The following is an 18,504-nucleotide window of genomic DNA, read 5'->3' on the forward strand; positions in this document are numbered from 1 at the left end:
AGTGGCAACATTTTGCGCTGCCCTTTGGCTCACTTTTACTCTGCCGTTGACACCTGTTATGGCCCAAGGCCAAGAAGGCGGGCAAATTTGACCTGTCGCTGCTGCACGCGGAAGGTGCGCAAACCGGACCCGAAAAATTCAAGGCCCAATATTTCCGGCAGAATTATTATGGCTCGGAACGCTATGTTCTGTCGGTGCCGGGCAGTGTGCAGTATCGGCTGCCACCCGATGGGGCCGGTTTTGAAAACCTGTTTCTGGCGGGCGACTGGACCCGCTGCGGGATCAACGCGGGCTGTGTCGAAGCCGCCACGATTTCCGGGCTTGGCGCGGCCAAGGCGCTGACCGGCGCAAATATTGAAATCGTCGGCGAAGGCGATATCGCGCCCGATGCCGGACCAACAGCCGCCGCCAAGCTCGACAGCCCCTATGCGCAAACGGCACCTTGGCCGCTGACCCCGTTCTATGGCGTTGGTCAGCTTGACGGTTTCTTCAGTTTCCATGCGGTCGATGCAAAAGAGCTGGAAAAATCACTGCCCAAAGGCATGAGCCTGCACCCCCAAGCGCTCACCCCTCAAGGGACCCACCCGGTCGCGATCCTTGCCAATCAGCAGATCGGCGTGCGGGCCGCCACGCTGCCGCGCTTTACCGGCTACCGCAATTATTTCGAAGCGATCACCGCGATCAGCTATGTCCAGATCGAAGGCCAAGAAGGCGCATTTACCTACCTGCCCAATATTTACCTGAACCGCCTGCGCCCGCAACTGGCCGGCGTTTGGTACTATGGCTACAACAAACGCATCGGCCAACTGACAATGTCCAACGACCGCCATACCGTCGCCTCGGCGCAGGGCACGCCGATCTGGTCCGCCAAATATGCGCAACGCGACTTCGCCCGACCGCTAACCCAATATGACACGCTGGGCGCAGTCCACCGTCTGGCCGAACAAGTGGTCGTCAGCAAAAATAAATTCGGCCACTGGCAGTATTCGAACCTCGATTTCAGCCTGACCTCGGCCTATGTCGCTGGTATTGATGTGGAAATAGACGTGCATGACTTTGGCTTGTCCAATCTGCCCGTTGGCAAGATGACCGCCCAGCCGCTGCGCCAAACCACCCATCACGCCGCAGCCGACAACCACCTGCCGGGCGCTTTTCGGATCTGGACCAGTTGGACGCTTTCAAATCCATTTGACAGCGCACGCATTGCGCGCTTGGAAGCCAGCCAAACACGCCTATAGTGCGCCACAGGGACGGGAGTGAACGATGAATACGCCACACATACCCTCTGCCTTAACCGGCAGGGGTGAACGCAAGCAAATTACAGCCGTATTCATTGACCTTGTTGGGTTCAGTGATATCGCCAGCACCGCCGATGCCGAGGACCTGCAACAGTGGCTGGAAGACTACTATACCCAGTCCCGCGACATCATCGAAGCCCATGACGGCGAAGTCACCGAATATTTGGGCGACGGCGTGGTCGCCTTGTTTGGCCTTTCCAAAGCCGATGAACTGGCCGCGGCCAAGGCGGTGAACGCCGCCCTGAAAGCCGTCAATGAAATCAGCGCGGCCTATCGCGGCGGCGTGTCCATCGAAGTGCGCGCAGGTGTTGCCACCGGCGAAGTGGCCGTGCGCGCAAGCAGCGGCAACAACACACTGCCGCGTGCCACGGGCATGGTGACCACCTTGGCCCAGCGTATTCAGGAACGCGCCACCGCCGGCACGGTCATGGTATCCGAAAGGACCCGCATGCTGCTGCGCGACACGATGGTCCTGCAAGAGATGCCAGGTCAACGCCTCAAAGGTTTCGCCGAGGCGCAAACCCTGTATCAACCCATGCCGCAAGCCTTCCCTCTGCAGCGCAAGAAACTTGACTTTTTCGTGGGCCGCAAGACTGAATTACAGCGGATTACGGCAAGCCGCGAACCCTGCTTGCTGATCGGGCAGGCCGGGATCGGCAAAACCACCCTCAGCCGCTTTGTCGCGCAATCCGCCGCAGCCGTGTCCACCTTTGCCGCCGATGGCACCCAGACCCGCGCCAGCTACCAGCCATTCAACGACTGGATCATGCAGCAAACCGGCAGCACCCTGCCGGAGTTCAGCGACATCCAGACCCGGTTCGGCGCCTTGGAGCCCGATGCCCAGCGCGCGCTGGCACTGGCGCTTGGTCTGCCCGAAGGTCAGCGCCTGTTGGCCGAGAGAACCAACCTTGCCCTGAAATCCCTGATCGACAACAGCCTGTGGCAGGCTATTCAAGCGGTGCAACCCGACGGTTTGTTGATTTTCGAAGACCTGCACTGGCTCGACAACGCCAGTTTCAGCGTGTTGGTCAACATCCTGCTCAGCCCGGCTGCCGCCAATTACCAGATCGTGATGACCAGCCGCGAAGACACGAAGATCGGCAAATATCTGGGCAATCTGCCCATCGTGGTGATCCCCTTGGAAACGTTTGACGACGCCGATGCGCAGGGGATGCTGGATGCGCTGTCGGAGGGCAAAGTCACGGCCAATGAACGGGCCGCTCTTGTCGAAAAAGCTGGCGGTGTGCCGCTTTATCTCGAGCAATTGTACAAACGGCGCGCCACGGGCACCCAAGCGACGGATCACATCCCCGGCTCTTTGATGGACCTTCTGGCCGAACAGATCGACGCGACCGGGCCATCCAAGCCGGTGCTGCAATGTGCCGCTGTGATCGGGCGCAGCTTTAGCCTTGATATGTTGCGGGCGATTGCGGCGGATCAGGAACCGCTGGATACGCACCTGCACGCCGCCTGTACGCGCGGTGTCCTGCTCAAGGACGCCGCCGACGCCTGGACCTTTTCCCATGCGCTTTTGCATCAGGCCGCCTATCAGGGAATGTTGCGCAAGACCCGGATCGAATATCACGGCCAGATTGCAGACCACCTGCAAGAACGCCACCCCGACGCCGTGCGGCGCAACCCTGCCCTGCTGACCGACCACCTCAGCCGTGCGCAGCAATATGTCCCTGCGATCCAGAACTATCTGACCGTCAGCCAATGGGCGCTGTTCCAAGGCGCGCTTGAAGACGCCGAAGCGCATATTATCGCAGCACTGACACTTTGCGCCGATGCGCCGGGCGATATCGACGTGACCGATCTGGAAATCGCCTGTCAGACCGCGCTTGGGTCGATCCGGATGCAGACGCAGGGCTTTACCGCCGCCCCGGTCAAAGAAGCCTTTGAAGCCGTGGAGCGGTTGGCCACCGCGCAGCACAAATACTCAAGCGCGAACGGCCCTGCGTTTTACGGCAGCTTCTCGCATGCGATCATTTCGGCGGACAAGGCGGGGTCGGAACGGTTCTGCAACCTTCTGGTCGAAACCGCCGACAATCTGCCCCAAGACGCTGCAAGCCAGCAAATTCGCCTTGCCGCGCTTGGCACCAGTGTCTGCCTGAACTTCTATAGCGGCAATTTCCAAGAGCAGTTCCAAGACTTCGCCGGGCTGCGCGCCATATATGACGTCGGCAAACATGGCGCGATGATTGCGCAGTATGGCATGGATACCTTTGCCGCCGCCCAGATGTTCGAACCGGTCGGGCGGGCGATTTGTGGCGACAGCCATCTGGTGGACGCGCTAAGCGCCGAAACCGACACCCATCAGGACCAGTTGAACATCCCCGTGATGCTGCCCTATGCGCAGGTTTGGGGTGCTGTCCCGCTGTTTTACGCGGGCAAGACCGATCAGGCGATCGCGCGCCTGCAACAGGGCATCGCAACAGCCCACGCGCAGGCCGCATTGTTCTGGCAAATCACCGGCAGCGCATGGCTGCACGTGATGGACCCGACGCAAAGCGATACCCCCGAAGGTTTGGCGCAATTCGAGCAGATACTTTTGACCCACGAAGCTATCGGATCAAACGTCGGCCTACCCTATTTCCGGGCCTACTATGCACAGGCGCTCTGGCGGCACGCAAAACCCGAAATGGCGTATAAATGCGCCCGCCAAGCGACCGGGGACTGCGCGGCATCGGGCCTGCTTTGCTGGTACCCCGAAGTCCTGCGGCTGCACGCTGATATCTGCGACAAGACGCACCGAAGCGACGAAGCGACCAAAGCACTTTCACTGGCCGTCAGCATTGCCGACCAGCAACACGCCAGCCTCTGGCGGCTGCGCGCGCGGCTGGACCAATTCGCAACGGGCCGTGCAAACGGCAGTGACCTTGCCGCGGCGCTGGCCGCCTTTCCGACAGCCGCAACCCCCCCCGAGGTGATCGCAGCACGGGCCCTTTTGGAAACCGCATGAACCCAAACCAGCTACTGCGCTACAAGCTGCCCCTGTTTGATGGCATCACCACGGCAGATCTGGCCCACATTCCCCTTCAGGTCACTGAAATACGCCTGAACGCATGGCAGACGGTGTTTAACCAACAAGAAGATTCGCACGATATCTTCTTTCTGATTTCCGGTGCCCTGCTTGCGGTTTACTGGACCCAAGAAGGCCGCGAGATCGTCTTTTCCCGCTTCCCCGAAGGTGCCTATTTCGGGGAAATGGCCGCATTGGACGGCACGCCACGGTCGCTGGCCGTATTTGCCAAAACCCAGGCACGGGTGCTGTCGATGACGCGCGAAAGCTTTCTGCAGTTGTTCAACACCGTCCCCGTGATCCGCGACCGGATCGTGCGGCATCTTGTGTGTCGGATCCGCTCTCTGACGGAACGCAACATGGAAATGACCACCCTGTCGGTCGAACAGCGGGTCGGCACGTATCTTTTGCGGCTTGCCGCCGAACACGGCAAACTGGCCAAAGGCTCGATCATCGACAACGCGCCGACCCATGCCGAAATTGCAGGCTCTATCGGGGCCAATCGGGAAATGGTCAGCCGCTCGATTAGCAAACTGGCCAAACGCGGGGTGATCCGACCTGCCCGCCAGCGGATCGAGATCCTCGACCCCGAAGCCCTGTCCGAAGGTCTGGCCTAAAACGCACGCGACGTGTCGTAGCGCACACACCGATGCGCCTGCTTTCGCCTAAGTTGCTGCAAAGACGCAACAAGGGTCAGCCGATGCAGCTATTCCAAACACTGGGTCACGGGTTGTCGGCGTTGATCGTCGTCGGGGTTGTCGGGGTGCTGGCCATGCGACCAGCCCTGCCGCTGCACACACCCCCGATCACCACAGCAACGCAGACCGCAACGCCACCAGCCGCCACCCAAGCCGACCAGACGCTGCCCGGCATCGACGTGTCGCATTACCAAGGTGACATCAACTGGACACAAGTGGCCGCAGACGGGCTGATCTTCAGCTATCACAAAGCGACCGACGGGATCACCTACAGCGACCCGCGCTATCATGCGAACCGGGCCGCAGCCACCAGCGCGGGCCTGCTGTTCGGCGCCTATCATTTCTACGAACCCAACGATGCGCCCCTGCCACAGGCCCAGAATTTTGTGACCGTCGCAGGTGTCGGTCCCGGCTCGCTTCCGCCGGTCGTCGATCTGGAACGGGCACCGCCAAAGGGGCAGGAAGCCGCCTTTGCCAAAGATGTGGAAACATGGCTGAACTATGTCGAACAGGCCACGGGCTGCGCGCCCGTCGTCTATGCCAGCCCGTCGTTCTGGAACAGCTACCTTGATACCGCCGGCGCGGACCGGCCCCTGTGGCTGGCGTCTTACGGCACCACACCAAACCTGCCTCGCGGGCTGCAAAAATGGACCTTTTGGCAATACAGCCCCCACGGATCAATCAACGGGATAAAGGGTTTTGTCGATCGCAACACCTTTGCGGGCGGCCATACCGATCTGGCTAACCTGACCTGCCCATAGGATAAAACGATGACACCCATGTTGCGAAACTTCCTGCTTGCCGCCGTGTGCGTCGCTTCTGCCGCCCTGCTGTGGCTGCTGGCCACGACCGGCACCTATGTGCTGGGCCAATCCGGCTCTGCGATCGTGGCGCAAAACACCAGCTACTTGCAGGACGCCAGCCGCGACGGCCTGCAAGACATGCTGCTGATCGCCGAGATCCTCGGCCTGCTCGAAGTCCTGTCCACCACCGAAGTCGGCCTGACCGTCGTGGTATCCGTCAGCGCCGAAGCCGGTCAGGCACTGTCGGCCCTGACACATGTGATGGAACGCGTGCTGGGCGTCGCCACGCTTGCCACCGGCACAGCCGAGGCGATGCTGGGCCTCAACCGCGCCGCAGCCGCCGCATCATTTGGGCTGGCGCAACTGTCACTGGGTCTGGGGGCCGGGTACTTTGTGTTTCGGGGTCTGAACATCCACAACCGGCTGCAACATCTGGCGCATACGCTGGTGCGAATGGCGACCATGCTGTTCCTGATCGCCTATCTGGTGATCCCCTACAGCATCAACGCCAGCGGCTGGCTGGCCAACCAGATTGCGGAACCGGGCGACCCGTCGGCGGTGCAGGTGATGCATGACCGCACGGTCAAGCGCAATCTGTCCAACGACCCCCTGAAATACTGGAGCGACGCAGAGCACCTGACTCGGGGGTTCAAGGACACGATCAACGATCTCCCCCAAAAGCTGAGCCTGATGACCACCCATTACCTTGGTACGTTGATCCACCTGCTGCTGGTCGGGATTGGCTTTCCGTTGCTGGCAGCTGCCCTGATGATCCTTGTGATCAGGCGGATGTTTGACGGGCCGCCGGCAGACGATGGCGCAAACAAGACGCCACGCGCGGTAGGGTAGACGAAAACGTCTTGGTCGATCACGGGATCGGCCCTGATATTTTCCACCTTGCCGATGACAGGCCCGACATGCGGCGCGGGCTGATCCGGGCCCGGCAAAATATGATCCGGCAAAACCGCCCCGGGTGATTGATCTGCGGCGGCTCGTACATAGATTGGTACAACCATAGCCAAAGGATGCCCGATGTTTCTGCGCTGCGCCATCGCCACCGTTCTTAGCCTGCTTGGCCTGCCTGCGGCGGCGCAATGCACCGGTGACAGCTATCTGGATCAGCTAAGCGACCGCGATCAGGCCGCCCTGACCGCGACCGTCGCCGCAATGCCCTATGCCGAGGGGATCATCTGGACCGCGCAGAAGGACGACCGGCACATCACGGTCGTCGGCACCATGCACATCTACGATCCACGGCTCGAACCGATCCATGACGGCCTGCGCGATACCATCGCGGGCGCCGACCTTGTGCTTGTCGAAGCCACCCCCGAGGACGAGATAAAACTACAGAACATGGTGGCAGCCGATCCCAGTCGCATCTTCATCATCGAAGGCCCGTCGTTGCGGGACCTGCTGGACGATGACACATGGGACCTGGTCGTGCAGGCTGCCCAAGCCCGCAATATTCCCGGCTTCATGGCCGCCAAGATGCAGCCATGGTATTTGTCGATGATGCTGTCGATCCCGGTTTGCGCCTCAGCTGAGCTGATGGAGGGTGCGCGCGGTCTCGATCATATGATCATGGCAGATGCCATCGCCGCCCGCGTCCCATTGCAGGGGCTGGAACCCTTCACGACCCTGTTCGACATCTTTCAAAACGACCCGATCGAAGACCAGATCGACATGCTGATGGTCAGTCTTTTGGCACCGGACCAGCAACAACAGATGTTTGTCGCCACGCTTGATCGCTATTTCGCCCAGGACGTCGGCCGGCTGTGGGAACTTTCACGCTTTGCCATGGCCAATATTCCGGGCGTCACACCCGCCGAAGCCGAAGCCCTTTTTGCCGAAACCGAAGCGGCCCTGCTGATCGACCGCAACCGCAACTGGATGCCCGTAATCGCCGATGCCGCCGCCCGGCACGACCAACTGGTCATCGCAGTCGGCGCGGCCCATCTGATTGGCACAGACGGCGTGCTGCAACTGCTGGAAAACGATGGCTGGACCCTGACCCGGTCCGCCGCCTACAGCTCTCCGTAGTCCGCCATGCCTTGGCGGCCTGCATCTGTCAGGTCATACACCCCACGCGAAACCCGGCAAAACCAGCCATAGTGATCATCCGCCATGATGCGCGTCGCTTGCGGCACCTCGGCCCAGGCCTTGACCTGCGCCCCCTTTGACGGACCATGCACCGCCAGAAACCGGGCACAGCGCACGGCGTCCTGGCGATAACCAGTGACGATCCCATGCCGGGTCGCGCCGCCCGCGTTCGGATCGCCCTGCAAACGATCAAAGGCACGCAACAGGCGCGCCGCCTTCTTCTTGGACTTGCGCGGCGCATAAGGCACCGGGTCCGCGTGCACCTCAACATGGCCATCGCGCGCACGCACCGTCAGGACCCCCAAACCGACACGGCGGGCAAGGGCCACATTATCCTTCAACGCCCGCACCGCAGGCTTGCCGGTCTTGTGCGGCACCGCCACATAAACCTGATCCGTCACCACCAGCCGCGCAATGCCCTGATGAAACAACGTCAGCGAAAAACCCAGCTTCAACTCGACGATCAGCGGCGGCTCATCGGCGCGGCGGGCCACGACATCCGCCGCACCCACCTCGCCTTTCACCTCATAGCCTTGGCGCTGCAAATAGGCTTTGACCGGGTGATACAGATCCGCCTCGCGCATCTTTGTCATTTCACGGCCCCCCTCATCACATTCATATTATGCTGCATAGTCGCAACAACCGCGCGCCATGTCACCTCGTGACATCGCCCATTGGCCTGCTATAACCCGGCCCAACCGTACTGCAGATGAAGGCACATACCATGACAACGCTCGTTTTTGGCCACAAAGCCCCCGATACCGACAGCACCGGCTCCCCACTCATCTGGGAATGGTTCCTCGACCACACCGGGATTCCCGCAAAGGCGGCGCTGCTGGGCACCCCCAACACCGAAGCGGCCTTTGTCGCCAAACGCTGGGGCTTTGATCTGCCCGCCGTCATCGCCGATGTTGATACCGACCAGAAATGCGTGGTGGTCGACACCAACAACCCCGCCGAACTGCCCGCGAGCATCAACAACGCCAATGTGATCGCGATCATTGATCACCACCGCCTTGCGGGTGGGCTGGAAACCAAAGGGCCGATCAATATCACAATCCGCCCACTGGCCTGTACCGCCACGATCATGCACCAGATGATGGGCGACCACGCCAGCCATATGCCCGACGGCATCAAAGGCCTGATGTTGTCATGTATCCTGTCCGACACCCTCGCCTTCCGGTCGCCCACGACCACGCCCATGGATCAGGAACTTGCGCAATCACTGGCCAAGGACCTGAAAATCGACATCGACGCGTATGCGACCGAAATGTTCGACGCCAAATCCGACATTTCCGCGTTTTCCGATGCGGAACTATTGCGCATGGACAGCAAAGAATACGAAGTCGGCGGCACGAAATTCCGCGTCTCGGTGCTGGAAACCACATCGCCCAAAATCGTGCTTGATCGCAAGGCATCGCTGATGGCGACCATGCCCACCGTCGCCGCCGAAGATGGCGTCGATCAGGTGCTGCTTTTCGTCGTCGACATCCTGAACGAAGAAGCCACGATGCTGATCCCCAACGACCTGACCAAAGCCGTGGCCGAAGCATCGTTCGCGGTCAAGGTCGCAGGCGACAGCGTGGTCCTGCCCGGCATCATGAGCCGCAAGAAACAGATCATCCCGAACCTGAAGGTCTGATCGGGGTGCCGCACGTCCCGGACCTGTCCGGGACCTCTGCTGCCTTACAGTGTCCGTACGCGATACATACCCAATACGCACGCCGTCTTGCACCATCAAAAAAGGTTAACCCATGACCCAGATCATCACATCTTTTGACCAGATATCGGGCGATTACGACGCGGCGTTCGTCGATCTCTGGGGCTGTATGCACGACGGCGTCACAGCCCTTCCCGATGCGGTTGCAGCCATGCAGAAATACCGCGCGACAGGCGGCGTTGTGGTGCTTGTCACCAACTCTCCCCGCCCGTGGGATTCCGTGGCGCTCCAGATATCTGACATGGGCGTGCCGAACGATGCATGGGATGCAATCGCCACCTCTGGCGACAGTGCCCGTGCCGCGATGTTTCGCGGTATCGTCGGGCAAAAAGTCTGGTTCATGGGTGAAAGCCCCCGTGATGATGAATTCTTCACACCGCCGGAAATCGTCGATAATCCGGTCGATATTCAGCGCGTTACGCTCGATCAGGCCGAAGGCATCGTTTGCTGCGGACCCTTTGATCCATTGGCCGATCTGGACGTGAACCGCCCTGAATTCCTCCATGCCAAGCAAAAGGGCCTCAAGCTGCTATGTGCCAATCCTGATATCATCGTGGACCGGGGCGAGGTGCGCGAATGGTGTGCGGGCGCGCTGGCGCAACTCTATACCCAAATGGGCGGGCAAAGCCTGTATTTCGGCAAGCCGCACCCGCCGATCTACGACCTCGCGCGCCGCAGGCTCGCGGCGTTAAACATTGCCCCATCCGATCCGCGTATCATTGCCATCGGCGACGGGATCAGGACCGATATCCTTGGTGCCCTGCAAGAAGATATCGACGCGCTGTTCATCTCTGGCGGGTTGGCTGCGCAAGAAACCAAAACCAACGGGCAACCCGATCCCGACGCGTTAACGAATTACCTGAATTCCGAACAAATCAGCACGACTTTTGCAATCGGACAGCTGCGCTAACGGAATCACTTGATCTTTCTGCGCTTGCAAAGTAATAAAGTTTCAATATCGTCCGGATATTAGGATTTTTATTACCCAATGGAGCGTGACATGCTAGATAACGTCCCCCGCGGAACGATCTGCATCGAAGATATTGAAATCGGCATGGTGCGGTCCCTGCGCAAGGTGATCACCGACCGTGATATCGAAATGTTTGCCGAAGTCTCCACTGACCGGAACCCGGTACATCTGGACGAAAGCTATGCTCAAGACACCATATTTGGTGGTCGGATCGCGCATGGCATGTTGACGGCGGGCCTGATCAGCGCCGTAATCGGTGAACAGCTTCCCGGTCACGGGACGGTTTATCTGGGTCAAAGCCTCAAGTTTCTTGCGCCCGTCCGCCCCGGTGACATGGTGTTGACAGAGGTCGAAGTGACCGAAATCGACCATTCCCGGCGGCGTGTCACCATGAACACTCGTTGCATGGTGAATGACAAAAAGGTGCTCGTCGGTGATGCAACGGTTCTCGCACCGTCGCGTAAATTCGACTAATCTTGCGCCCCTGCGCTGGCCGGGATACGCAAGGCCATGCGCATTATTCGTGACACCGCTTTCATCGACCCCAAGGACCGAGGCGCCGCCGCTGCCATCGGTAATTTCGATGGCGTCCACATCGGCCATCAGGCCGTGATCGACATCGCGCGCGCGGCTGCAAAGGCCGCAAATGCGCCCTTGGGCATCATGACGTTTGAACCGCACCCACGCAGTTATTTCTCTAACGATCCCACGCCCTTCCGCCTGATGAACGCCGAAGCCAAGGCGAACCGTCTGGCCAAACTTGGCGTTGAAAAGCTTTATGAAATTCCGTTCAATGCCGCCTTGGCCAGCCTGTCACCGCGCGATTTTGCACAGACCATCATCGCCGATCAACTGGGCCTGAAACACGTCATTGTCGGGGCCGATTTCTGCTTTGGAAAAGACCGCGCCGGGACCACGCGGGACCTGCAACAATTTGGCAAGGAAATGGGTTTCGGCGTGACCGTCACCCCCATGATCGCCATCAATACCGCGCGCGTGTCATCCACCGCGATCCGCGCCGCGCTCAGCGATGGGTGCCCACGCGATGCCGCTGCAATGCTGGGTCATTGGCACCGGATCGAGGGCAAGGTGATCCGCGGCGATCAGCGCGGCCGCGAACTGGGCTATCCTACCGCCAATATGGCCATCGCCGGATTGCATCCGCCAAAGTTCGGCGTCTACGCGGTGCAGGTCGATATCCTCGACGGTCCGCACAAGGGCACCTATGACGGCGCCGCATCAATCGGAGTACGTCCGATGTTTGGGGAAAACATGCCCAATTGCGAAACCTATCTGTTTGACTTCAAAGGCGATCTTTACGGCGCAACCCTGTCTGTCGCGCTGGTCGAATATCTGCGCCCCGAGCTGAAGTTCGATGGGCTGGACGCGCTGATCACCCAAATGGACGCCGATTGCGTCCAAGCACGAGAGATTCTGCATCATGTCCAGTGAAATCGACCGCGGCGGATTGGCCGACCGGTTTTGGGAAACCAAACCAATGGCCAAACTGAACCCGCAAGAATGGGAAGCGCTGTGCGACGGCTGCGGCAAATGCTGCCTGAACAAGCTCGAAGATGAAGACACCGGCGAGGTCGTGATGACCCGCGTAGCCTGCCGCCTGCTGGATGACCAAAGCTGTCTGTGCGGCAACTACCCAATCCGCCACCAATTCGTGCCCGAATGCATCGTGCTGAACCCCAAGACCCTTCTCGACAATCTGTATTGGCTACCCCAAACCTGCGGCTATCGTCTTGTCCACGAAGGGCGGCCGCTGTTCCACTGGCACCCGCTGATCTCGGGCGATCCGGAATCGGTGCACCAGGCCGGTGTGTCTGTCCGGGGGTTAACCGTTCCGGAATTTGAAGTGGACGAAGACGACTGGGAAGACCACATCATCGAGGAGCCGACGTAGATGTTTTTTGCCTCTGACAACGCAGGCCCCGCCCACCCCAAAGTGATGGAAGCGCTGATAGCTGCCAACCGCGGCTACGCGAAAAGCTATGGCGCGGATGCGATCATGGATGACGTACGTGAAAAGGTCCGCACGATCTTTGAAGCACCGGACGCCGCCGTTTATCTGGCCGTTTCGGGGACCGCCGCAAATGCGATTCTGCTGGCGACGATGACCCAGCCTTGGCAGACGATTTTCTGCGCCGACATCGCCCATATCCAGGAAGACGAGTGTAATGCGCCCGAATTCTACACCCAGGCCAAGCTGACACTGGTCCCCACGACAAATGGGAAAATGGCGCAGGCAGATTTGCAAAGTAAGATCAGCGGCGAACAAACCCGCGGCGTGCACGGCCCCCAACGCGGGCCGCTGTCACTGACGCAGGTGACCGAAAAAGGCACGATCTATACGCTGGACGAAATCAACGCGCTGACCGATACGGCCAAGGAATATGGGATGAAAGCCCATCTGGACGGGGCGCGTTTTGCAAATGCGCTGACTGCGCTGGGTTGTTCGGCGGCAGAAATGACGTGGAAAGCGGGCGTTGATACCGTCAGCTTTGGTGGCACCAAAAACGGCGTTCTGGGGGTCGAGGCCTGCGTTATTTTCGATCCACAGCTCGCGTGGGAGTTTGAGTTGCGGCGCAAACGCGGCGGGCATTTGATGTCAAAGCACCGTTTTCTGTCTGCCCAGATGCAGGCCTATCTGACCGACGGTCTTTGGCTCGACATGGCACAGGCGGCCAACGCACGTTGCGCACACTTGGCGGACGGCATGCGCGGCCATGATCTGGCGTCGTTTGTGTTCGAACCACAGGCGAATATCATCTTTTTCCAGGCACCCCGCCGTGAACACAAGCGGTTGCTGGACGGCGGCGCAACCTACAATGTGATGAACGGCGATCCGAACGCAGGCACCCCGGATGAACTGCTGATCGGGCGGTTGGTCACGGATTGGTCAATGACCGTTGACGGGATCAACCAGTTTCTTGATCTGCTACACGGATAATCGCGGCGACTGCATCAACATGGGTCATGGGCACCATATGTCCCGCCCCGTCGACCACGTGGTCCGTGGACCGCGGAATACGCGCATGCAACACCGCATGGATCGCAGCAATCACCGGGTGTGACAGCGCCCCCCGGATCAATGTAACAGGAATATTCAATGCGCCCAGTCGGGCCGACGATGTAATTTCCTGCGCGTCTTCCTCAATCGCGGATGCCCCCGCAACAATCAGATGGATGCGGTCGGTCAAATAGGTTTGCCTGCGCAGTGACAGGTTTTGCCACACGACATCGCCCCAAAGGTTATTGAAAACCTCGGCTGCGTGCGATTCATCCCCAGACAGCATTGCACCCACAAACGGGCGAAACGCCTTGGCGTGTGCATGATGCGCGTCGGACCCTTTGGCGGCGGCAAAGTAGACAGGTTCGACCAGGGTCAGGCGGTTCACTAGATCCGGTCGCTCCACTGCGAGACGCAGTGCGGCGGTTGCCCCGAATGAATGGCCGATCAGATGGGTCGGCCCATCACAAAGCCCGGCCGCAGTTGCGGTGATCAAGGACTGATATTCGGTCCGCCCGTCCCAATTGCCGCTGCGCCCATGGCCGGGCATGTCGAAAAACGTCGTGCGGCCTTCCAGCGCCTCGGCGAGTGGCAACAGGGCCTCATGCTTGGCCAAGGCACAGTGGATCGCAACCGCAGGCGCCCCTGCGCCCACGGTGGTGACCCATATATCGCGGCGAGCGGCGCCGTCGTCAGGCATCAGATATTGCCAGACAAATACGCATCCAGATCATCAAGACGGTCCTGGCCCCAGAACCGTTCGTCCGTATCGGTAATAAAGAACGGTGCGCCAAAGACGCCGCGCATCACGGCCTCTTCGAGGTTGCCGGCAAAGGTGTCGGCACTGGTCATCAGCCCCTTGTCGGCCAATGCGGGATCCAAGCCCGCTTGTGTCAAGCAGTCGCGCACCACGTCGTCATCCGCAATATTGCGATCCTCGGCCCAGCAGGCCGCACCGATGGCATTCACCAACTTGCCCACATCACCGCCACCTTCGTTTTGGGCCGCGATAATGGCATATGATGCTGGCGCGGGATTGGTGGGCCAATGTGCCGGCTTAAGGTTCAGCGGCAGATCGGCAAGAGCGGACCGGCGGCGCAATTCCTGCAGGCGATATGCAATCCGGTTTGGGTGGCGATCCTTGGGTGGTGTACCCCCGGTCCGCGCGAACAAAGCCATGATATCCATCGGCTTGTAGGTTAAGGTCGCGCCGTGTTTTTGGGCAATCTCCTCGGGCCGTGTCCCACTAAGGTAGGTAAACGGTGACAGCGTTGCAAAGAAGTAATCTATATGGGGCATTTCAGTCTCCAGAGGTGCGCGAGTTGTTTCCGCGACGGTAACCCTGTGCTAGTCGGTGTCAACGCCACGAATCTGTTACACGCCAGTAACCCAGTTGCCAAAGGACCCCAACATGCCAATCATGAATGAGCCAAAGCTGATTTCCGGCAACGCCAATCAAGCACTGGCCCAGGCCATCGCCCGCCGTATGTCGATGCACAGGGGGATGGATGTCGCCTTGGTTGATGCCCGGGTCGAACGGTTCAATGACGGCGAAATCTTTGTTGAAGTATTCGAGAACGTCCGCGGCGAGGACATGTTCATTGTCCAGCCCACATCGAACCCCGCGAATGACAACCTGATGGAGCTGCTGATCATCGCAGATGCCCTGCGCCGGTCGTCGGCGGCACGGATCACCGCCGTGATCCCATACTTTGGCTATGCCCGGCAGGACCGTCGGTCAAAGGCGCGCACACCAATCACCGCCAAGCTTGTCTCGAACATGATTGTAGAGGCAGGGATTGAACGGGTGCTGACCCTTGATCTGCATGCCACCCAGATCCAGGGTTTCTTCGATATTCCCGTGGATAACCTGTACGCCTCACCGATTTACGCTTTGGATGCGATGCACAACTTCCGCGACCGGATGGATGATGTGATGGTGGTATCGCCTGACGTCGGTGGCGTGGCCCGTGCCCGTGATCTGGCCCAGCGGCTTGGTGCCCCACTGTCCATCGTTGACAAGCGTCGCGGCAAGCCCGGCGAAGTTGCGGAAATGACCGTGATCGGTGACGTCAAGGATCGCGTTTGCATTATCGTTGATGACATTGTCGATACGGCAGGCACATTGTGCAAAGCGGCCGAAGTGCTGATGGAAAACGGTGCAAAGGAAGTGCATTCGTACATTACGCACGGTGTGCTGTCTGGCCCTGCCGTGGAACGCGTTACCAAATCCGTGATGAAAAGCCTCGTTATTACCGACACGATTGCACCGACTACCGCCGTGAAAGCCGCCGCGAATATTCGCATCGTCCCAACGGCGCCCATGTTCGCGCAGGCGATTTTGAACACATGGAATGGTACATCGGTGTCTTCACTTTTCGATCATAAAACGCTCGGGCCGATCTACGAAGGGCTTTATGCCGCCGAGTAAGGTGCAGTATCCCTTGGGGGATATGCCGAGGCAACAAAAGGTCCTGCGCGATGAGCATCTGGTCGCGCAGTCACGCTGACGCTGACAAGCCTGACGACCTAGTCCAAATTCCAACCATCATCATGGGGCAGTTCCCCGATCGCGGTCCACGCCACCCTTGCGCGTGCGACCTGCGTGTCGGCCCAGGTCCGAAAGGCGATCTCAAACCCTGATTTGGTGATGTTTTCGGCCTGCACATCGACCCGCGTATTGGATGAATTCGAGATATCCCACATCGAAATAGAGACCTGCACATGTGGGATGCCTATGTATTGCTGAGAAAAAGTGACGGCAACGCGGTTTTCGCGCGGGCCTGCGCCGCGCCACATCTCGCCGTCATCCTCAAAATCGGAAAACAGGATCACGTCGCCGTCATCAATGCCAACCGTACTACTGTGAAACTTACGCATAGCGCTGGCGGCCCCTATTTTTCGCCTGTGCACCATATTCCAGAAATATTGAGAAAAAACGACCTGAAAATGCAAAAGGCCCCGCAGCGCAGGGCCTTTTTCCTAGATTTGACCAAATTCAGTCGTTTGCCGTCAGCCCGATGTGCCCGCCGATGGCGACCATATCCGCCAACAGTTTGGCTGCATCATCCACGGGTCCATGCTCGTTCTTGAACACTTCCTTTGCTTGGCCGTGCGCCTCTCGGGCGGCGGCCAGCATCCGGCTATAGACCTCTTGGGTGAATTCAGACCGCGGCAATGCCTGTTCAGCCAGGACAGATACACCTGTCGCTGTGATCTCGGCAAATCCGCCGGACACAATGTATTCATCCGTACCGCCGCCGTGCACCACGCGCAGAACGCCGGGGCGCAATGTCGTGATCGTCGGCGCGTGATCAGCCATGGCTGTCATGTCGCCATCCGCACCGGGGATCTGCACCTGAGAAGCCTCGACCGACGCCAAGCGGCGTTCGGGCGAAACGAGATCGAATTGTAGGTTTGCCATGTCGGCTCCTTACGCTGCGTCTGCAGCCATTTTTGCGGCTTTGGCTTTCACGTCTTCGATGCCGCCAACCATGTAGAAGGCACCTTCGGGCAGGTGGTCGTATTCACCAGCAACCACAGCCTTGAACGACGCGATTGTGTCCTCAAGCGGGACCTGCACGCCGGGTGAACCCGTGAACACCTGCGCAACGTCAAACGGCTGCGACAGGAAACGCTCGATCTTGCGGGCGCGCGACACGGTCAGTTTGTCGTCTTCTGACAATTCGTCCATGCCCAAAATGGCGATGATATCCTGCAGCGACTTATAGCGCTGCAGTGTCTGCTGCACCTCGGCGGCCACTGCGTAATGCTCTTCACCCACGATCGCAGGGTCAAGCAGGCGCGATGTTGAATCGAGCGGGTCAACGGCAGGATAGATACCCTTTTCCGAAATCGCACGGTTCAAAACGGTTGTCGCATCAAGGTGCGCAAACGATGTGGCCGGCGCAGGGTCGGTCAAGTCATCCGCAGGCACATAGATCGCCTGAACGGATGTGATCGAACCGTTCTTTGTGGATGTAATGCGTTCCTGCATCTGACCCATGTCGGTAGCCAGCGTTGGCTGGTAGCCCACAGCGGACGGGATACGACCCAGAAGCGCAGACACTTCGGAACCAGCTTGGGTAAAGCGGAAGATGTTGTCGACAAAGAACAACACGTCAGCGCCGGATTGGTCACGGAACGCTTCGGCCATCGTCAGGCCGGACAGGGCAACACGCATACGCGCACCTGGAGGCTCGTTCATCTGGCCATAGACCAGCGCCACTTTTGACTTCGTCATGTCTTCGAGGTCGATAACCTTGGAGTCGATGAATTCGTAGTAAAGGTCGTTTCCTTCGCGGGTCCGTTCGCCCACACCGGCGAAAACCGAGTAGCCCGAGTGCACCTTGGCAATGTTGTTGATCAATTCTTGAATAAGAACTGTCTTGCCAACACCGGCACCACCAAACAGACCAATCTTACCACCCTTCGCATAAGGCGCGAGAAGGTCGATCACCTTGATACCCGTGACCAGCACTTCGGATGCTGTGGATTGTGCCTCAAAGGGCGGCGCATCCGCGTGGATCGAGCGGCGTTCTGTTTCGCCAATCGGACCTCTTTCGTCGATCGGCTCGCCGATCACGTTCATGATGCGGCCCAAAGTCGCGTCGCCCACGGGAACCGTGATGGTGTTGCCCATGTCAGTCACTTCCTGACCACGGACCAGACCTTCGGTACTATCCATGGCGATCGTGCGCACGGTGTTTTCACCAAGGTGCTGCGCCACTTCCAGTGTCAGCATCTTGCCGTTGTTGTCAGTCGTCAGCGCGTTCAGGATCTCTGGCAGGTGATCCCCAAACTGCACGTCTACGACGGCGCCGATCACCTGAGTGATTTTGCCTTTTGCTTGTGCCATAACGTTTCTCCGGTTC

General features: G+C 59.4%; 19 protein-coding genes. 13 read left to right on the forward strand and 6 right to left on the reverse strand.

The features are described from left to right. Positions 1-206: 206 nt before the first annotated feature. The 6 genes from QZ196_RS08845 (at position 207) to QZ196_RS08870 (ending at position 7,861) form a co-directional block, all read left to right on the forward strand. Positions 207-1,238: a hypothetical protein gene (locus QZ196_RS08845; protein ID WP_296425587.1), complete on the forward strand. Its 1,032-nt coding sequence runs from the start codon at positions 207-209 to the stop codon at positions 1,236-1,238. A 25-nt stretch (positions 1,239-1,263) separates the two neighbouring features. Next, positions 1,264-4,260, forward strand: a complete 2,997-nt coding sequence (locus QZ196_RS08850) for an adenylate/guanylate cyclase domain-containing protein (protein WP_296425590.1) — start codon at positions 1,264-1,266, stop codon at positions 4,258-4,260. After that, positions 4,257-4,937: a Crp/Fnr family transcriptional regulator gene (locus QZ196_RS08855; RefSeq protein WP_296425592.1), complete on the forward strand. Its 681-nt coding sequence runs from the start codon at positions 4,257-4,259 to the stop codon at positions 4,935-4,937. The genes QZ196_RS08850 and QZ196_RS08855 overlap by 4 nt, the downstream gene beginning before the upstream one ends. An 83-nt stretch (positions 4,938-5,020) precedes the next feature. Continuing rightward, positions 5,021-5,779: a glycoside hydrolase family 25 protein gene (locus tag QZ196_RS08860; RefSeq protein ID WP_296425594.1), complete on the forward strand. Its 759-nt coding sequence runs from the start codon at positions 5,021-5,023 to the stop codon at positions 5,777-5,779. A gap of 9 nt (positions 5,780-5,788) precedes the next feature. Beyond that, entirely contained in the window at positions 5,789-6,670 is an 882-nt protein-coding gene (locus QZ196_RS08865) for a hypothetical protein (protein ID WP_296425596.1), read from the forward strand. A 183-nt stretch (positions 6,671-6,853) separates the two neighbouring features. After that, positions 6,854-7,861 (forward strand): TraB/GumN family protein, encoded by a 1,008-nt coding sequence (locus QZ196_RS08870; protein ID WP_296425600.1) that lies wholly within the window; start codon positions 6,854-6,856, stop codon positions 7,859-7,861. On the opposite strand, the gene QZ196_RS08875 is transcribed toward QZ196_RS08870, so the two are convergent. After that, a complete protein-coding gene (locus QZ196_RS08875) occupies positions 7,846-8,514 on the reverse strand; it encodes a DUF2161 family putative PD-(D/E)XK-type phosphodiesterase (protein ID WP_296425602.1) in 669 nt (222 codons plus the stop codon). The two genes, QZ196_RS08870 and QZ196_RS08875, sit on opposite strands and share 16 nt — an antisense overlap. A gap of 131 nt (positions 8,515-8,645) precedes the next feature. Between QZ196_RS08875 and QZ196_RS08880 the strand changes: the two genes are divergently transcribed. The 6 genes from QZ196_RS08880 to QZ196_RS08905 all read left to right on the forward strand — a co-directional run bounded on the left by QZ196_RS08880 (position 8,646) and on the right by QZ196_RS08905 (position 13,570). Next, positions 8,646-9,563: a manganese-dependent inorganic pyrophosphatase gene (locus QZ196_RS08880; protein ID WP_296425604.1), complete on the forward strand. Its 918-nt coding sequence runs from the start codon at positions 8,646-8,648 to the stop codon at positions 9,561-9,563. Between the two features lie 112 nt (positions 9,564-9,675). Further along, positions 9,676-10,551 (forward strand): TIGR01459 family HAD-type hydrolase, encoded by an 876-nt coding sequence (locus QZ196_RS08885; protein ID WP_296425607.1) that lies wholly within the window; start codon positions 9,676-9,678, stop codon positions 10,549-10,551. Between the two features lie 90 nt (positions 10,552-10,641). Beyond that, complete coding sequence (locus QZ196_RS08890; protein ID WP_296425610.1) at positions 10,642-11,085, forward strand: MaoC family dehydratase; 444 nt, start codon at positions 10,642-10,644, stop codon at positions 11,083-11,085. 36 nt (positions 11,086-11,121) lie between these two features. Next, complete coding sequence (locus QZ196_RS08895; protein ID WP_296425612.1) at positions 11,122-12,063, forward strand: bifunctional riboflavin kinase/FAD synthetase; 942 nt, start codon at positions 11,122-11,124, stop codon at positions 12,061-12,063. After that, positions 12,053-12,523, forward strand: a complete 471-nt coding sequence (locus tag QZ196_RS08900; RefSeq protein ID WP_296425613.1) for a YcgN family cysteine cluster protein — start codon at positions 12,053-12,055, stop codon at positions 12,521-12,523. The genes QZ196_RS08895 and QZ196_RS08900 overlap by 11 nt, the downstream gene beginning before the upstream one ends. Beyond that, positions 12,524-13,570, forward strand: coding sequence for a beta-eliminating lyase-related protein (locus tag QZ196_RS08905; RefSeq protein WP_296425614.1), 1,047 nt, complete (start codon positions 12,524-12,526; stop codon positions 13,568-13,570). It begins immediately after the preceding gene. On the opposite strand, the gene QZ196_RS08910 is transcribed toward QZ196_RS08905, so the two are convergent. After that, positions 13,539-14,330, reverse strand: coding sequence for an alpha/beta fold hydrolase (locus QZ196_RS08910; RefSeq protein WP_296425615.1), 792 nt, complete (start codon positions 14,328-14,330; stop codon positions 13,539-13,541). The two genes, QZ196_RS08905 and QZ196_RS08910, sit on opposite strands and share 32 nt — an antisense overlap. Beyond that, positions 14,330-14,929: a 2-hydroxychromene-2-carboxylate isomerase gene (locus tag QZ196_RS08915; protein WP_296425617.1), complete on the reverse strand. Its 600-nt coding sequence runs from the start codon at positions 14,927-14,929 to the stop codon at positions 14,330-14,332. Before QZ196_RS08915 ends, QZ196_RS08910 begins: the two co-directional genes overlap by 1 nt. Positions 14,930-15,041: 112 nt before the next feature. Here QZ196_RS08915 and QZ196_RS08920 point away from each other — a divergent pair, with 112 nt between their 5' ends. Next, the gene (locus tag QZ196_RS08920; RefSeq protein WP_296425620.1) at positions 15,042-16,061 is read left to right on the forward strand and encodes a ribose-phosphate pyrophosphokinase; all 1,020 of its coding nucleotides are present in this window, start codon (positions 15,042-15,044) and stop codon (positions 16,059-16,061) included. Positions 16,062-16,159: 98 nt separating this feature from the next. On the opposite strand, the gene QZ196_RS08925 is transcribed toward QZ196_RS08920, so the two are convergent. The 3 genes from QZ196_RS08925 to atpD all read right to left on the reverse strand — a co-directional run bounded on the left by QZ196_RS08925 (position 16,160) and on the right by atpD (position 18,488). Next, positions 16,160-16,510, reverse strand: coding sequence for an H-type lectin domain-containing protein (locus QZ196_RS08925; RefSeq protein WP_296425622.1), 351 nt, complete (start codon positions 16,508-16,510; stop codon positions 16,160-16,162). Between the two features lie 118 nt (positions 16,511-16,628). Then, positions 16,629-17,054, reverse strand: coding sequence for a F0F1 ATP synthase subunit epsilon (locus tag QZ196_RS08930; RefSeq protein WP_296425624.1), 426 nt, complete (start codon positions 17,052-17,054; stop codon positions 16,629-16,631). Positions 17,055-17,063: 9 nt separating this feature from the next. After that, positions 17,064-18,488, reverse strand: coding sequence for a F0F1 ATP synthase subunit beta (gene atpD / locus QZ196_RS08935; protein ID WP_296425626.1), 1,425 nt, complete (start codon positions 18,486-18,488; stop codon positions 17,064-17,066). Positions 18,489-18,504: the final 16 nt, after the last annotated feature.

Origin of the sequence: Yoonia sp. (assembly GCF_017854565.1) — a bacterium.
Lineage (GTDB): Bacteria > Pseudomonadota > Alphaproteobacteria > Rhodobacterales > Rhodobacteraceae > Yoonia.

What these genes read in the sequence shown, in the direction of transcription:
- QZ196_RS08925 (WP_296425622.1), bottom strand. Translation starts at nt 16,510, where the DNA reads ATGCGTAAGTTTCACAGTAGTACGGTTGGCATTGATGACGGCGACGTG.
- QZ196_RS08860 (WP_296425594.1), top strand. Translation starts at nt 5,021, where the DNA reads ATGCAGCTATTCCAAACACTGGGTCACGGGTTGTCGGCGTTGATCGTC.
- QZ196_RS08885 (WP_296425607.1), top strand. Translation starts at nt 9,676, where the DNA reads ATGACCCAGATCATCACATCTTTTGACCAGATATCGGGCGATTACGAC.
- QZ196_RS08880 (WP_296425604.1), top strand. Translation starts at nt 8,646, where the DNA reads ATGACAACGCTCGTTTTTGGCCACAAAGCCCCCGATACCGACAGCACC.
- QZ196_RS08865 (WP_296425596.1), top strand. Translation starts at nt 5,789, where the DNA reads ATGACACCCATGTTGCGAAACTTCCTGCTTGCCGCCGTGTGCGTCGCT.
- QZ196_RS08890 (WP_296425610.1), top strand. Translation starts at nt 10,642, where the DNA reads ATGCTAGATAACGTCCCCCGCGGAACGATCTGCATCGAAGATATTGAA.
- QZ196_RS08930 (WP_296425624.1), bottom strand. Translation starts at nt 17,054, where the DNA reads ATGGCAAACCTACAATTCGATCTCGTTTCGCCCGAACGCCGCTTGGCG.
- QZ196_RS08915 (WP_296425617.1), bottom strand. Translation starts at nt 14,929, where the DNA reads ATGCCCCATATAGATTACTTCTTTGCAACGCTGTCACCGTTTACCTAC.
- QZ196_RS08870 (WP_296425600.1), top strand. Translation starts at nt 6,854, where the DNA reads ATGTTTCTGCGCTGCGCCATCGCCACCGTTCTTAGCCTGCTTGGCCTG.
- QZ196_RS08855 (WP_296425592.1), top strand. Translation starts at nt 4,257, where the DNA reads ATGAACCCAAACCAGCTACTGCGCTACAAGCTGCCCCTGTTTGATGGC.
- QZ196_RS08905 (WP_296425614.1), top strand. Translation starts at nt 12,524, where the DNA reads ATGTTTTTTGCCTCTGACAACGCAGGCCCCGCCCACCCCAAAGTGATG.
- atpD (WP_296425626.1), bottom strand. Translation starts at nt 18,488, where the DNA reads ATGGCACAAGCAAAAGGCAAAATCACTCAGGTGATCGGCGCCGTCGTA.
- QZ196_RS08850 (WP_296425590.1), top strand. Translation starts at nt 1,264, where the DNA reads ATGAATACGCCACACATACCCTCTGCCTTAACCGGCAGGGGTGAACGC.
- QZ196_RS08910 (WP_296425615.1), bottom strand. Translation starts at nt 14,330, where the DNA reads ATGCCTGACGACGGCGCCGCTCGCCGCGATATATGGGTCACCACCGTG.
- QZ196_RS08895 (WP_296425612.1), top strand. Translation starts at nt 11,122, where the DNA reads ATGCGCATTATTCGTGACACCGCTTTCATCGACCCCAAGGACCGAGGC.
- QZ196_RS08875 (WP_296425602.1), bottom strand. Translation starts at nt 8,514, where the DNA reads ATGACAAAGATGCGCGAGGCGGATCTGTATCACCCGGTCAAAGCCTAT.
- QZ196_RS08920 (WP_296425620.1), top strand. Translation starts at nt 15,042, where the DNA reads ATGCCAATCATGAATGAGCCAAAGCTGATTTCCGGCAACGCCAATCAA.
- QZ196_RS08900 (WP_296425613.1), top strand. Translation starts at nt 12,053, where the DNA reads ATGTCCAGTGAAATCGACCGCGGCGGATTGGCCGACCGGTTTTGGGAA.